General features: G+C 62.7%; 12 protein-coding genes. 5 read left to right on the top strand and 7 right to left on the bottom strand.

All coding sequences use genetic code 11. From position 1 onward, the window contains the following. Window positions 1-188: 188 nt before the first annotated feature. Together KDH09_06400 and KDH09_06395 are read right to left on the bottom strand one after the other, a co-directional pair. Complete coding sequence (locus tag KDH09_06400; protein ID MCB0219310.1) at window positions 189-1,361, bottom strand: DUF3137 domain-containing protein; 1,173 nt, start codon at window positions 1,359-1,361, stop codon at window positions 189-191. 4 nt (window positions 1,362-1,365) lie between these two features. Then, window positions 1,366-1,923 carry a LemA family protein gene (locus KDH09_06395; protein MCB0219309.1) on the bottom strand — a complete coding sequence of 186 codons (558 nt, stop codon included), beginning with the start codon at window positions 1,921-1,923 and terminating at the stop codon, window positions 1,366-1,368. 85 nt (window positions 1,924-2,008) lie between these two features. Between KDH09_06395 and KDH09_06390 the strand changes: the two genes are divergently transcribed. After that, window positions 2,009-2,383 (top strand): nuclear transport factor 2 family protein, encoded by a 375-nt coding sequence (locus tag KDH09_06390; GenBank protein MCB0219308.1) that lies wholly within the window; start codon window positions 2,009-2,011, stop codon window positions 2,381-2,383. On the opposite strand, the gene KDH09_06385 is transcribed toward KDH09_06390, so the two are convergent. Both KDH09_06385 and KDH09_06380 read right to left on the bottom strand, forming a co-directional pair. Further along, window positions 2,380-3,324 (bottom strand): DUF3137 domain-containing protein, encoded by a 945-nt coding sequence (locus tag KDH09_06385; protein MCB0219307.1) that lies wholly within the window; start codon window positions 3,322-3,324, stop codon window positions 2,380-2,382. The genes KDH09_06390 and KDH09_06385 overlap by 4 nt on opposite strands. 76 nt (window positions 3,325-3,400) lie before the next feature. Further along, the gene (locus KDH09_06380) at window positions 3,401-5,254 is read right to left on the bottom strand and encodes a chlorite dismutase family protein (GenBank protein ID MCB0219306.1); all 1,854 of its coding nucleotides are present in this window, start codon (window positions 5,252-5,254) and stop codon (window positions 3,401-3,403) included. Window positions 5,255-5,496: 242 nt separating this feature from the next. Here KDH09_06380 and KDH09_06375 point away from each other — a divergent pair, with 242 nt between their 5' ends. After that, complete coding sequence (locus KDH09_06375) at window positions 5,497-6,411, top strand: phosphate ABC transporter substrate-binding protein (protein MCB0219305.1); 915 nt, start codon at window positions 5,497-5,499, stop codon at window positions 6,409-6,411. 9 nt (window positions 6,412-6,420) lie between these two features. On the opposite strand, the gene KDH09_06370 is transcribed toward KDH09_06375, so the two are convergent. The 3 genes from KDH09_06370 to KDH09_06360 all read right to left on the bottom strand — a co-directional run bounded on the left by KDH09_06370 (window position 6,421) and on the right by KDH09_06360 (window position 8,502). Next, window positions 6,421-6,957, bottom strand: coding sequence for a hypothetical protein (locus KDH09_06370; protein ID MCB0219304.1), 537 nt, complete (start codon window positions 6,955-6,957; stop codon window positions 6,421-6,423). Window positions 6,958-6,983: 26 nt separating this feature from the next. Then, a complete protein-coding gene (locus KDH09_06365; protein MCB0219303.1) occupies window positions 6,984-7,529 on the bottom strand; it encodes a hypothetical protein in 546 nt (181 codons plus the stop codon). A gap of 94 nt (window positions 7,530-7,623) precedes the next feature. Then, window positions 7,624-8,502, bottom strand: coding sequence for a hypothetical protein (locus KDH09_06360; protein ID MCB0219302.1), 879 nt, complete (start codon window positions 8,500-8,502; stop codon window positions 7,624-7,626). Between the two features lie 113 nt (window positions 8,503-8,615). Here KDH09_06360 and KDH09_06355 point away from each other — a divergent pair, with 113 nt between their 5' ends. From KDH09_06355 to KDH09_06345, 3 genes are all read left to right on the top strand, one after another. Next, window positions 8,616-10,472 (top strand): acyl-CoA synthetase, encoded by a 1,857-nt coding sequence (locus KDH09_06355; GenBank protein MCB0219301.1) that lies wholly within the window; start codon window positions 8,616-8,618, stop codon window positions 10,470-10,472. Window positions 10,473-10,620: 148 nt separating this feature from the next. Then, window positions 10,621-12,546: a right-handed parallel beta-helix repeat-containing protein gene (locus KDH09_06350; GenBank protein ID MCB0219300.1), complete on the top strand. Its 1,926-nt coding sequence runs from the start codon at window positions 10,621-10,623 to the stop codon at window positions 12,544-12,546. Between the two features lie 136 nt (window positions 12,547-12,682). Then, window positions 12,683-13,983 (top strand): hypothetical protein (locus tag KDH09_06345; protein ID MCB0219299.1); only part of this gene is annotated, 1,301 nt, incomplete at its 3' end.

Here is a 13,983-nt window from a genome sequence, read left to right as displayed (position 1 = left end):
CGTTTTGTTTTGCGTTTGGCAGTGTACGTGAACACATAACCTCCTCCCCCACCGGGGGAGGTGGCCGCAGGCCGGAGGGGGTGTCGCGTGTTATTGCGCTGTTTCTGATTCGCCGCCCGGCGTGATCCCCTCAGTCCGACTGTGTCGGACAGCTCCCCCTGCGCGGGGGAGCAGGGAAGGAATAACCTTCACCCCAACTCACTCAGTCCGCTCGTCTCGCTCCAACGCCGGGTGTTGAGGTCGATCGCGCGCGCGAGGTCAATAAACAGGGTGAGGTCGTCGAATAGTTCGCGCAGCTCTGAGAAACGGGTGATGGGGCGAAAGAGCGGCGGCTCGAAGAGGTTGCGGGTGAGCGGCACGGCGGCGAAGAAGCGGCCCTGCCGGATGCTCATACTCACGGGCGTGCCGCTCTTCTCCCGGAAGGCGACCATCTCCTCCATGATGGAGGGCGGCAGCACCATGCGCGTCGCGATCTGGTCGCTGCCGTAGACGGCAAAGTATTTCTCGAAGACGGGGTCCTCGAGCTTGACCAGCTCGCCGTGGCTGCGGTTCATCTCCTGCAGGCGCGTGCCCATGAATCCCAGGAACCGCTCGGCGGTGTCGGGGAAGACGAAGACCTCGTGCGGGAAGTAGCGGTTGTAGTTGCAGACGAACATGAAGCCGCGAAACAGGCTGCTCCTGCGCGAGCGCTTGACCCCGTTTACATCGGTGAAGCTCTGCAGGTGCAGAGCGCGCACCTCGCTCATCTCGAAAGAGGTCTGCCCCACGCTGCCGGTAACCAGGTCTTCGCCGCTGAAGTCGACTGGCACGTCGGGAAAAATCCCCGAGTCCTGAAAGTCGCGCTTGGCAACGAAGCTGTTGGGGATGAACTGCCAGTTGGGATCGATGAACTGGGCCAGCACACGGATGACGCGGCTCTTGAAGTCGGAGGTGAAGTCGCGCATCCGGTGATGGATGTCGAAGACGCCGACCAGGGCGACGGCCACGGCGGGGTAGAGCGTTCCCTCGGGCAGCACGCGGTAGAGAAACGGCAGCGTGAGCCGGAAGAACTCATCCATGGGTTGCTGGGGCCAGATGCTCCAAAGCATGAGCCCGATGCCACCGAGCACCAGTTCGACAACGGAGTCGTCCTTGAAGAACGCGGCCAGCACCAGCAGCCCGCCCAGCGGAACAAAGACCGGGCGGGGAAGGTGCAGCAGAACGGGCGCCACGTAGGCAAGCATGGTGAGCGCAGCCACCGCCAGGATCCAGCTCGTCGCCCGCGCCTGGATGCGGTGGCGCCGCTTTTCCAGGTCATGCAGCTCCTTGTGCATGCCGTCGCGGAACCAGGCCCACAGGTCGGCTTCGGATTTTTCCAGCATGGTCCTAGATGCGCACCGCCGCGCGTTCGCGGCTGGGAATCTTGAACAGGACGCGCGGCTTGAAGCCGCAGCTCGACGCAATGACGTTGGTCGGGAACATCTCGAGCGCGTTGTTGTACTCGGTCACCGCGGAGTTGTAGAAACGCCGCGCGGCGGCGATGTGGGCCTCAATATCCGAGAGCGTGTGCTGCAGGCGCAGGAAGTGGTCGCCGGCCTTGATCTCGGGATAGGCCTCGACCCGCGCCATGAGCTCGGGCAGGACCTCGGCGATCTGGTTCTCGATGTCCACCTTTGTATCGGCCGAGTTGCCGCTGCGATCGGCGGCGACGTAGCGCTCGCGCAGCGCGGTGACCTCTTCGAGGGTCTGGCGCTCGTGGGTGGCGTAGGCCTTGACCGCGCTCACCAGGTTGGGGATGAGGTCGTAGCGTTTCTTTAGATAGGTATCGATGCTGGCAAAGGCCTGCGCCGCCTGGTTTCGCTTGTAGACCAGCGAGTTGTAGAGGAAGATGAGAATCAGTACGAATCCCAACACTCCCAGCCCGATTGTCTGCAATCCGTGCATGCGCCGCCCTGTCAGTCCGAAGTGACTTTTGCTATCGTACCCGCCCGGCATGGCGTGCGCCAAGCGGCGGGGAGGAAATGCACCGATGGCTTCGCCAATTTCACGGGAAGCAGCCGAGGCCTTCGCGGCGCAGTGGCTGGCCGCATGGAACGCTCACGATTTGGACGCGATTCTCGCGCACTACGCCGAGGACGTGGTCTTTGTGACGCCGATGGCGGTGAAGCTGCTGGGTGATCCCTCTGGAACGGTGCGGGGCAGGGGCGCCCTGCGCGACTATTTTGCCAAAGGGCTCGCTGCCTATCCCGATCTCCACTTCGAATCGCCGCAGGTGCTGCTCGGCGTGAACACGCTGACCATTTGCTATGTGAGCGTGAACAGGTTGCCGGCGGCCGAGGTATTTGAACTCAATGAGCGCGCCCTGGTCACGCGCGCCTGGGCGCATTACGGAGTGGCGGACTAGCGCTCGCCGGGAATGGCCGCCGCAGCCGCGGCCAGAAAGGCCTCGAAGTCCGCGTGGAAGGACTCGATGTCCTCGCGGCTCACCAGTTTGTTCCAGACGCTTGGTTCGAAGTAGTCGTTTTGGCTCTCGGCGGCCAGGTAGAAGTGCTCTCCCACAAAGGCGCCGTAGACCCTTCCACCCTGGCGCGCGGCGAACGCGCGCATCCGGTCGGCCAGCTCCAGTGTAAGGGTATCCAGCGCGACCTCGATGTCCTCGGCGCGGACTTCGAGTTCCAGGCTCTCGTCGCGTTCGCGAAAGCGCGCGGCCTCGCCGAGGGCGAGGAAGTGCTCTTCGAGCTTTTGCTGAATGTCCTCTTCGGCTGTGAGCGGCGCGCCCGGGGTGCGCAGCCACACGCGGGCGCCAATCGTTCGTCCCAGCGAGAGTGCCAGAAACAATCCGTGAAAATATTCGTGGGTGGTTTCCTTGTCTGCGCGCGACTCCTTGCCGCGCAGCATGATCTCGGAGACGCGGAACGCGCGGCCCTCGAGCTTGCCGGTGATGAGGTCCTCGCCGCTGAGCATGCTCGCCTTTTCGGGAAAGAGCGCGCAATCAAGTAGCTCGTTCTTGCCCAGATGGGCTTCGGGATCATAGGTGAAGGAGGGATCGAGAAAGCTAATGATCGGGGCAATGACCTGCGACTTGTAACGTGCGCGGAAGGCGGCAAAGGTCTTTGCCCCCACAATCACCGCGCCCGCAATCGCCCCGATGGCCGTGAGGGCGGCTGCCCAGGGCGGGATGATTCCCGCTGCGCCCACGCCGATCGAGCCGGCCAGCCCGAGCGCGCCCACGATGATCATCGCCGTGATGACGTTTCTTATCCTGCGTCGCTGCAGCTCGAGCAGCCCCAGCTCTTCGAGCAGGTTTGCGCGGTAGAACTCCAGGAGCTGTTCGAGACTCTTCATCGCGCTCCCCACAAACAAAACGGGGCGACCCGTTTGGGCCGCCCCGCAAGTGTAGCGCGAATGGATGCGTTGGCGCCTAGTTCTCCATGTGCTTGAGCGGGCCGCTCTGCCAGATCTTCTTGCCGACGAAGAAGGGGCCCAGCGAATCCATGTACTTGCTGGTCTGGGTGGTGGGGCGCATGGCCTGGATAAGCTTGCTGGCCCATTCAAGGCGCGGGGTCACGACGCCGATCACAAACTCGTTGTCGTTGGCGTCCAGACCGAAGCTCTCCAGGCGGATGTCACCGGCATAGCCGGCGCTGCCGAAGTTGCGGCCGATCATGCCGTGCTCCATCAGGATCTTGCCCTGCTCGGCCTTGGTGAGCTGGTAGAACTCGCCGTTGCGGCGCAGCGGATACCACACGGCCCACTGGAAATCCTCGTTGTAGGCGTGACGGCGCGCGTGGTTGAGTACCCAGTCCTTGATGTCGGGCTCGCGACCGAATCCATAGGTGCGGCCGATCATGGTCATGTCGGGCAGCAGCATGCAGTCGGCAAAGGGCTCGGAGTTGTAGAGCGCGCGGGCCTTGGTCACAAAATCCGTCGGGTCCTCGGTGAAGATCGCCACGCCCACGCCGCGCGGGTCGTTGACGTTGGCGTAGACCACGGCTTCGAGGCCCGAGCCCTTGACCGCCTCGATGATGCCGGACTCGTCATGGGCTTCGGTAAAGACCTGGAGTTGCACGTAGAGCCGGGTGTCGTGGGCCTGGGCGGTACCGGCAATGGGCATGCCTTTTTCGCGAAGGTCGCGCGGATCATCGGAGTAGTAGAGGTCGCGGTCGGGTTCGATGTCCCAGCGCTTGGCGACTTCTTCGAGCTCGGGGGGCATGTTCCACTGGTCGGCCTGGGGCTCGCCCAGGTACTGGCGGCTGCCGCCCTTCAAAGCCATGCAGCCCTTGTTCTGTCCCACGGCGCGCATCTGGTCGACTTCTTCCTCGCTGAGCTTCACCTCGGCGGGGGTGGCAGCCAGGTCGTCGATCTTCTCGAAGATGCTGCGCGCGTCGGGGTCGTGCTCGATCACGACGGTGGGCGCCACGCATTCCACCGTTTCGTGGGCCAGGTTCCACTGGCAGGCGAGCTGCAGCGGGGTGAGCCCGTGCTTGTCGGCGATCGGCCTGATCTTTTCGAGCTTCTCGGCCGCTGCTTCGATCCAGCCGGCGGGGCGGAAGGCGCGGTGATCGCTCATGGGAAGGCGCGAGCCGGGCTTGAGATCCCCATGGAACATGCCGCCGTAGTCCACCACGCGGGTGATGGTCTTCACCCCGTGCTTGGCCGCCGCGGGCAGGCACAGCTCGCCGGGCCAGGGCTCGAAGGGATTCAAAATAATCATCGCCCAGTCGATCTGCTCACCGAACTTCTCGTAGCAATGGATGAGATCCAGGGTGAAACCGTTGGCCGGGCCGGGCGCGACGCCAAGACTCTTGGTCAGGCCTTCTTCTTTCAGGCGACCAAATGCCTCCCACACCGCTTCGGAGGAGTAGCCCGTAAAATCCGGGTTGTGCAGGAGCAGCACGTCGAAGTGATCGGCCCCAAGGCGGGCGAGTTCCTTCTGCGCGGCCATGTTGAGAAAGTCGTAATACTTGTCCGGGCCGCGAAGGCGCGGGTCGGTAAAGCGCGGGAAGCCCTTGGGGCCGTCGCGCTGCCCCTCGTAGAAGTCGTGGCCGATCATGCCGACCAGCGAGACGAGGTCGCGGTCCATGTGCCTCAGGGCCTCGCCGAGCTTCTCGCTGGCGGCGCCCTCGCCATAGACATCGGCGGTCATGAAGGTACGCACGCCCTTGTCGAAGGCATGCTGGAAGGCCTTGAGGTAGTCGGCATCCGAAACGGGCTTGCCAAAGTGCATGTAGCGGCCGCCGCTCCAGGTGCCGTACGCGGTGAGGGTTGGTTCCATGGTGGACTCCTTCAGTCTTCATGAAGAGGGGCAGGTCCCGCTCTTGCGGGGCGTATGTAGCACATCTGGGAAAGGGTGGAAGAGAGCTGCCCGGCGGCCCGGTAAACCCGGAGAGGCGGCCTCTTACCCGATTCTGAAGCCGCCGGGAGGGCATCGACACGAAAGTGTCACTTGACGGATCTGTCGAAAACCCGACAAGTTGTCCGCCGGGCCAACACGCGCAGCAACCTGGAGTCTTCATCATGGCGCTTTCCCACCGTGCACCCGTCCGCGCATCGGTCTGTCTTCTCCTTGCGATCGGCAGCATTTTCATCTGGAGCCCGCCTGCCCGGGCGCAAACCCGGCACATCACCTGGACGGGCTGTGGCATCTCGCGAAAGGCCTTCATGGGCGAAATCGCGGCAGCCTATGAAAAAGAGACCGGCATAAAAATTGTCCTCAGCGGCGGCGGCGCCACCAAGGGCATTCGCGACGTGGCCGCCGGTGAGGCCGACCTGGGCGGGAGCTGCCGTCAACACCTGCTGGGCAAGGGCGGCGCCCCGATCCCGGAGGAAACCGAGGCGCAGCTCATCCAAGTCGGATGGGACGCACTGGTCGCGGTAACGCACCCGGACAATCCCGTATCGAGTATTGAGATCGATCAGCTCCGCAAGGTCTTCGCCGGTGAGATCACGAACTGGAAGGATCTTGGCGGGCCCGACCAGCCCATCACACTGATGGTTCGCGAGGGCAAGGAATCGGGCGTTGGGCATATGTTTCGGCTGTTGGTGCTGCGCGATCCCGGGTTCGAGTTTGCGGCCGCGGGCGCGCAGGTCTTCGCCTCTACCGGCCCCATCGAGAAAGCTGTGGCTGCCACGCCGTGGTCGCTGGCCATCGACGGGGTGAGCAGCGCGCGCAAGACCAAGCTCAAGCTGCTTTCCATCCACGGGACACTGCCCACCAAGGCCAACGTCGCCACCGGGCGTTACCCACTCTTCCGCCCGCTCTACATTGCAGTGGGTAGCAATCCCGATCCCGAAGTACGCAAGGTCGTCGACTTCATCCTGAGCCCGAAGGGCCAGGCCATCATTTCGAAGGCCGGAACAGTCACCCTGGCCGAAGGCGCGAACCTCGCGCCGCTGTGGAAAAAGATCGAAGTGCGGCTGACGGCGCGGTAGGCACTCTCTTCAGGGTGTCACATCCTCAACGACATAGCCCGGGATTGTAGCCTCGGGACCGACGCGGCCGCTGCCGAAATAGCCGCTGATGAGCGTGAATTCACCGCTGACGTCCGTGCCGCTCTCAAGCGTGAAGGTGAGGAATGCGCGGCAAGTATTTCGGTCGCCCGCATAGATGCGCACGCGCCCATGGCTTGTTTCCTGCCCGATGCTCAGCAATGCCTCTGCCTGCTCATCGGTTCCGGCAAATGCGGGGTCGCTGCGCAATTCGACGCGCACGCTCGATGCCGCCGGGGCGGGCATTTCGGGCATCTGGGCGAGCTCGCTCAACATCAACAGGCGCTCCATGGGCTGGTTGCTCGGGCAGTTTGTAGCAGTCTCCCCATCGACGCTGGGGAATACATCGATGCGGAAGATGCGGGTGGGATTCATGGCATCGAGCGCGACCACCTGGCTGGTACGCGAGTAGGCCGTGCCGTAGTTGAGAATGTCGGCGGCATCGTCGCTACATGCGCCAATGAGCAGGCACGCGCACAGAACACTCACGCGAAGTAGGAGAGGGCAGGACGCTCTCATGGCAGGGGCTCCGTGAAGACCGCAACGCGTGGCAGCTCTTCGAGCGGGCTGGGTTCGAGCAGGCGCAAGCGGACAAGCATTTCGGCGTCGATTCCGGGGCCGTCAACCAACGCCAGCTCCATCGTGCCGCGGCAGGCCGGTCGCTCGGCGCTCGCGCCTGTCAGGCGGCAGATCCCGAAGAAGGTGAGGTCCTTTGTTCCGCGCACCTCGGCGGTGATGTCCTGGACCACTTCGACACCCATCTGGGTTTCGAGTTCGAGCTGCACCTGCAGTTGGGATGGCTCGGCCCGCCCCGGTCCCACGCGGACGGTTACGTCGTAGACAATCAGGGTCGAGTCGAGCGGGATCTCGCGGGTGTCCTGAATCAGCTCGAAGTTGAAGTCCGCAACCGGGCTGATTTGGGTCAGCTCGATTCCGTCCCGCAGTGTTCCGATGGCCAGATAATCGTCGTCGCCGAGGTAGCAGGCCAGATAGATGCGCCCGAGGACCAGCGCCAGTAGCGCGAGCAGCAGGGGCTGGCGTTTGTTGCCAAAGAGCTTCACGAAATTAGTTTGTCCCCGGCGCGGGGAAACCACAATGCCCCAAACAAAAACCCCGCCCATTCGGGCGGGGTTTCGTATTGCAGTTGCTGGACGCCTAGGCGCGGAAGCAGACCTTCGCGTTGGAAATGACCTGGAGCATGTCGCGTTCCTTGACGAATGCCTCGCAGATGATTTCCGTGTCCGATTCCTTCCACATCTTCACCACGATGGTCTCGCCGGGGTAGACCGGCGAGGCAAAACGGAGCTGGATGCTCTTGAACTTGCTCGGGTCGTTGTCGGCAAAGGCCTCGATGGCGGCGCGACCGACGTTGCCGAAGGTGCACAGGCCGTGGAGGATCGGCTTATCGAACTTGCCCATCTTCGCCATCATCGGGTCGATGTGCAGCGGGTTCTTGTCGCCCGAGAGGCGGTAGAGAATCGCCTGGTGCGTCATGGTCGGATACTCGATCACGGCGTCGGGGTCGCGGCTGGGGGGCTCGTTGCCGGGCTCGGGGGCCTTGGCGTCGCCGCCGAAGCCGCCTTCGCCTCGGATGAACGCGCCCATGCGGTTGAGGAAGAGCGCCTCACCGGTGTTCTTGTCCTTGGAGGTCATCTCGGCGACGACCAGGGCGCCCTTGCCCTTGTCATAGACGCCGGTAATCTTGCCGCTCGTTTCGACAGTCGCCTTGAGCGGGAACTTGTCGCAGAGGATCTCGGTGTACTGCTCGCCGTGGAGAAGCATCATCGGGTTGAACTTCATGCCCGGCGCGGTCATCAGGCCGCCCAGCGAGCTGAACATCGGAATGACGCCGTAGGTCGGAAGCGGCTTGAGGCCGTTTTCATAGGTGTACTGAAGCACCTTCTTCTTGTCGGTCTGGTCGACGCCCACACCGATGCCCACGCCAAGTGCGTAGAGAATCAGTTTGTCGGGGTCCCAGGACCAGTCCACACCCTTCATTTCGGCGCCTACGGCCGCTGCTGGATCGATCGGCATGTCTTTTCTCCTCTTTTCCCTTCCGGCTGCGGCCCGGCATCTGCCAGGTGCCGCGCGGGCGGGTAATTTGCGTTGTTTTGTCGTTGACTGACGAGTCAACGCGTGGCGACTATATGCAAGGGCGCCCGCGATGGCAAGGGCGCAAAGACCCGTTCCCCTGGCGCTCCCCCTGTGGGGGAGCTGCCCCGCGAAGCGGGGCTGAGGGGGCGTTGAGGCGGCATAGCTCTGTTTCCGGAGCCGATCGCCGCCTGTGCGACCCCTCTGCCCTGACGGGCATCTCCCCTGTAGGGGGAATTCGGAAAGGAAGAGAATCTGTGGCCGACATCTGGAATCTTGCCTGCACGCAGGAAGCAATTGCCGACGCATTTCCCGAGCGCGAGTGCATCATCTACGGGGACAAGCGCTTTACCTGGACGCAGTACCGCGCAAGGGCGCGGCGGCTGGCCAACTACCTGCGAAAGCAGGGACTTGGAAAGGTGCAGGACCGCAGCGCGCTTGAGCCGTGGGAGTCGGGGCAGGACCAGCTCGCGCTCTACCTCTACAACGGCAACGAGTATCTCGAAGGCATGTTCGGCAGCTTCGCCGCGCGCCTTGCACCCTTCAATGTGAACTACCGCTACACCGGTGAGGAACTCGAGTACCTGCTCAAGGATTCCAAAGCCAGGGCGATCATCTACCACGCTTCGCTGGCGCCGACGCTCGCAGAGATCCGGGGAAAGCTGCCCGAGCTCAAAGTCTTTCTTCAGGTGGCCGATGAGTCGGGTGAGGCGCTGCTCGAAGGGGCGGTCGATTACGAGGAAGCCCTCGCGCATTCGAGCGAGGAAAAGCCCGACGCAGAGCCGAGCGCCGACGATCTCTACATCCTCTATACGGGCGGCACGACCGGCATGCCCAAGGGCGTGCTCTGGCGCCAGGAGGACATCTACTTCGGTGCCATGGGCGGCACGCTTCCGACCGGGCAGAAGGTCGGCAACTACGAGCAGATGATCCGCATGGCCCAGATGATGGGCCCCATGATGCGCGCGCTGCCGTTGGCGCCTTTCATGCACGGGGCGGCGCACTGGTATGCGCACATGGCCTTCCACATGGGCGGCACGGTCATCATTCCCGCGCACCCGCGCATTCTCGATCCCGACGAGGTGTGGACCACGGTCGGCAAGGAAAAGGCCACCAGCACGCTGATGGTGGGCGATGCATTCGCCGTGCCGCTACTCGCGCAACTCGAGAAGAAGGAATACGACCTCAAGAGCCTTCGCGCCCTGGCCTCGGGCGGCGCAATCCTCTCGCCCCATTACAAGGAGCAGTTCCTCGAGAAGATTCCGGGCGTGATGATCACCGACGGGTTGGGCTCTTCGGAGTCCGGCGCGCAGGCGGCGCTCGTCACCGGCAAGGGCGGAAGCACCAAGCCCAAGTTCCAGCTCCAGAAGGGATCGCTGGTGCTGAGCGAAGACCTCACGCGCGTCATCGAACCGGGCAGCGGCGAGAGCGGCTGGCTCGCGCGCGAGGGGCACATCCCGCTGGGGTATCTTGGCGATCCCGAGAAGACGAAGGAGACCTTTATCGAGATTGAGGGCACGCGCTACTCCATTCCCGGTGACCACGCGCGCCCCGAGAGCGACGGGACCATCACGCTCTTCGGGCGCGGCTCTGTGTGCATCGCCACCGGCGGCGAGAAGGTTTATCCCGAAGAAGTCGAGAAGATTCTCAAGCTCCACGACGCGGTCTACGACGCCGTGGTGGTCGGCACCCCCCATCCCAAATGGGGCCAGCAGGTCACTGCCGTGTGCGCGCGCAACGGCCGGGAAGCGCCCGCCGAGGAGATCAACGCTCTGTGCAAGGAACACCTGGCCGGATACAAGGCGCCCAAGGACATCGTCTGGGTCGATGAAGTCCTGCGCAGCCCCTCGGGCAAGGCCGACTACCGCTGGGCCGCCGAGACGGCGAAGAAGGCGTTGGGGGTTGAGGCGTAGGGATGTCCGAGCGTTGCAGCGAAATGCTTCATTCATGGGGCCCCGGGCGGGGCCCTGTTTACTGGATCGGACAGCGACTACACTCGGACGCTGTTTCAGGGCGAGAACGCACATATTGCGCACCTGAGAACGGGAAGAAGGGATCTCCATGAAATACCGAATTCTTTATCTGGCCATTCTGGCCGTAATGGCGATCGCCTGGTCGAGCACCGGCGCGCGCGCCGGCGACCCCACGCCTTTGACCTTCACCGTCGATAGTCTCGACGATCTGGGTTCAAGCAATGCGCCCAACGGGATCTGTGAGAGCCCGTGTCGACTGCGCGATGCGCTGGTCGAGGCCGAGGGCCACGAGGGCGAGGACACGATCAACTTCGATCCCTCGCTCTTCACCGGTGGGGCGGGGACCATCACTCTGGTGACTGCATTGCCGGTCATTTCCCAGAACATCACCATCGATGGCCCCGGTTCAGCAATGCTGACTGTGGATGCCAACGCATCGGCCGGTGCGCAGCGGCGCGTCTTTACGCTGACCAGTGCCCTGCCGTGTTTCGAGGCCACGATTTCCGGCATGACGCTGACTGGCGGTTACATTGTTGGCGATGGCGATGGAGACGGCGGCGCCATTCGAGTTAATCAGGATCACATCCTGAATCTCACTGACGTTGTTGTAGCGGGCAACTATGTCGAGAATGACGGGGGCGGCGGCATCTACTTCAATCTCGGAGAGCTGCACCTGACCGATTCTGTGGTCATGGGCAATGAAGCGGCGCAAGACGAAGGCGGCGGTGAAGGCGGCGGTATCTACGGTTATGGCACACTGACCCTGACGAATACGGATGTAACCGGCAATACAGCCGGGAATCAGGGCGGCGGAATCTACCTGTACGGTAGTGGCGGGCCGACCATCACTGGAGGCATGATCAATCTCAATGCTGCCGGCAGCGGCGGCGGCGGTCTCTATCTGAGCAGCAGCACCGGCGGATCGGCGATGCTTACCGGCGCCTTGATCGCCAGCAACACATCCGAAAGCGACGGCGGCGGAATATCGGTCAACGCCGGCGGGTACGATCTGACGCTCACCAACAGCGACATCGAAAACAACGAAGGCAGCAATGGCGGCGGCCTCTATCTGGTAACTTCCGGAGGCAATCTGGTGGTCACGGGCAGCTCCGTGGTGGACAACGATGCCGGATACGATGGTGGCGGCATATACTGGGCGAGCACGACGGCCATGATCGGCACCTCCCTTATCAGCGGCAACATGGCCGGCTCTTACGGGGGCGGAATCAACGCGAATTTCGCCGAGATGCTCGAAATCGAGGCCACGTCGATCGTGAGCAATAGCGCGGACTACGATGGCGGCGGCATCGCACTGTATTCGGTTACCTCGAGCGGTTCGCTCCTGAACAACACCATCAGCGGCAACAGCTCGAACCGCAATGGTGGCGGGCTCTATGTCTCCAACAGCGGAGGGGCCAACATCCAGGTGACCCACAACACGATTGCTTCCAATACCGCTGACGCCGATAGCAACGGCAGCGGAGACGGCGGCGGTATCTATCCTCTCAGCGGTGCTCTGACACTCACGAACTCGATCATTGCCGGCAACGACGATGCCAGCGATCTGGTCACACTCAGCACGAAACCGCCCCCGGTGGCCCATGACGACTGTTCCGGCACCGTCACCTCCAACGGAGTGAACCTGATCGGCGACGACACCGGCTGCAGCGGGCTGAGTGAGGACGACCTGATTGGCGACGATCCCATGCTCGGTGAGCTCATTGAAGTTCCGGGCCTGCGCATTGCGATCCGCGATCTGCTGCTGGGCAGTGCGGCGATCAATGCCGCCGATCCGGCCACCTGTGCGGAGATGGACGCCATCGGCCAGACCCGCAATGAAGACGCCTGCGACATCGGCGCGGTCGAGTCGATTTCTTTGGCAATCTATCTCTACAAAGAAGCCAACGGCGGCTGTACGATTGGCGCAAGCGGCGGCGCAGTGTCCTCCATGAGCCTGCTTCTGCTGGCCATTGCGGGGGCCTTTGCCTTCGAGCGCCGGCGCCGGCGTTCCTAGTCGCTTCAGTTTTCACTGGACACGAAAGGGCCCCATCGGGGCCCTTTCTTTTTGCGTGGCGTGTTCCAGTCGTTGTCGTTATAGTGGCGCGCTGCAGGAAAATGAGGCCGAGTGGCCTGAGCGAAAAGGGGATCCCATGAAATACCGAATTCTGTACCTGGCCATTCTGGCCGTTCTGGCAGTTGGCTGGTCGAGCACGCGCGTCATTGCCGAGCCGATGACGATTACGGTTGACCGCATCGACGACTACAGCACCAGCAGCTGCGACATTGCCGGCGACTGCAGCCTGCGCAATGCCATCAATGCGGCGAATCTCAACGATGGTGCGGACACGATCGTGTTCGATCCCACGCTCTTCAGCGGCGGACCGCAGACCACGATGCTGACCTACGAACTCCCGACGATTGTGGATCCTGTGACCATCACGGGTCCGGGCTCGGCGATGCTCACGGTGAATGCCAATGCCTCGTTCAGCGCGCAGCGGCGCGTATTCAATATTTCCGCTGAAACTGAACCATTTACGGTGAACATCAGTGGGCTGACGGCAACCGGTGGCTATCTTGTCGGCGATCACGGTGGCGCGATTTATCTCGGTCAGCAGCATATTCTCAACCTCACCGACGTGGCGGTAACGAACAGCGTTGTCGAAGATGGTTATGGCGGCGGTATTTTCGTTTACCACGGAGAGCTGCATCTGACCGATTCCATGATCATCGGTAACGACGCTTTGGACAACGCGGAATACGGTTACGGCGGCGGTATCGGCGGTTACGGCACGATTGCCCTGACGAATAGCGAAGTCTCTGACAACTACGCGGACGACAGCGGCGGCGGTATTTATCTCTCGAGCAGCACGGGCGGAACGGTGATGCTCACTGGTGCGATGGTGCTCAGCAATTCGTCCGACAGTTCCGGTGGCGGTCTCTATGTGAACACAACGGGAACCACAATGCTCAGCGGCACCGTCATCAACAGCAACTACGCCAATTCCAATGGCGGCGGCATCTATTCGGTGGTTCTGGGCTCTCTGGATATTTCCGACAGCAGCATTTCGCACAACGAATCCGTCGGCACCGGCGGCGGCCTTCACTTGATCGGCTCGGCACCGACCAGTCTGGTTTCCGTGAGCGATTCGCGGATCGAGGACAACGAAAGCCTGGACGACTACGGCGGCGGCATTCGGTTCTCCGGCAACCGCCTCGAAGTGACGCGCAGCTCGATCTCCGACAACGTGGCCAGCGGCGATGGCGGCGGCATCGACATCGGCGGGATCTACGGCACTGACAAGAGCGTTTCGATCAGTGCCAGCACGATCGCGGGCAACCAGAGCGATGGCTCGGGCGGCGGTCTGCGCCTGTATCTTTCGAACTCGGGGAACAGCGTTTCGCTCCTCAACACCACGGTGAGCGGCAACGCGGCCGACAACAACGGCGGCGG

It is taken from the genome of Chrysiogenia bacterium (assembly GCA_020434085.1).
GTDB lineage: Bacteria > JAGRBM01 > JAGRBM01 > JAGRBM01 > JAGRBM01 > JAGRBM01.
Note: the sequence above shows the minus strand (reverse complement) of the source record. Positions and strands in the feature narration are given on the sequence as shown.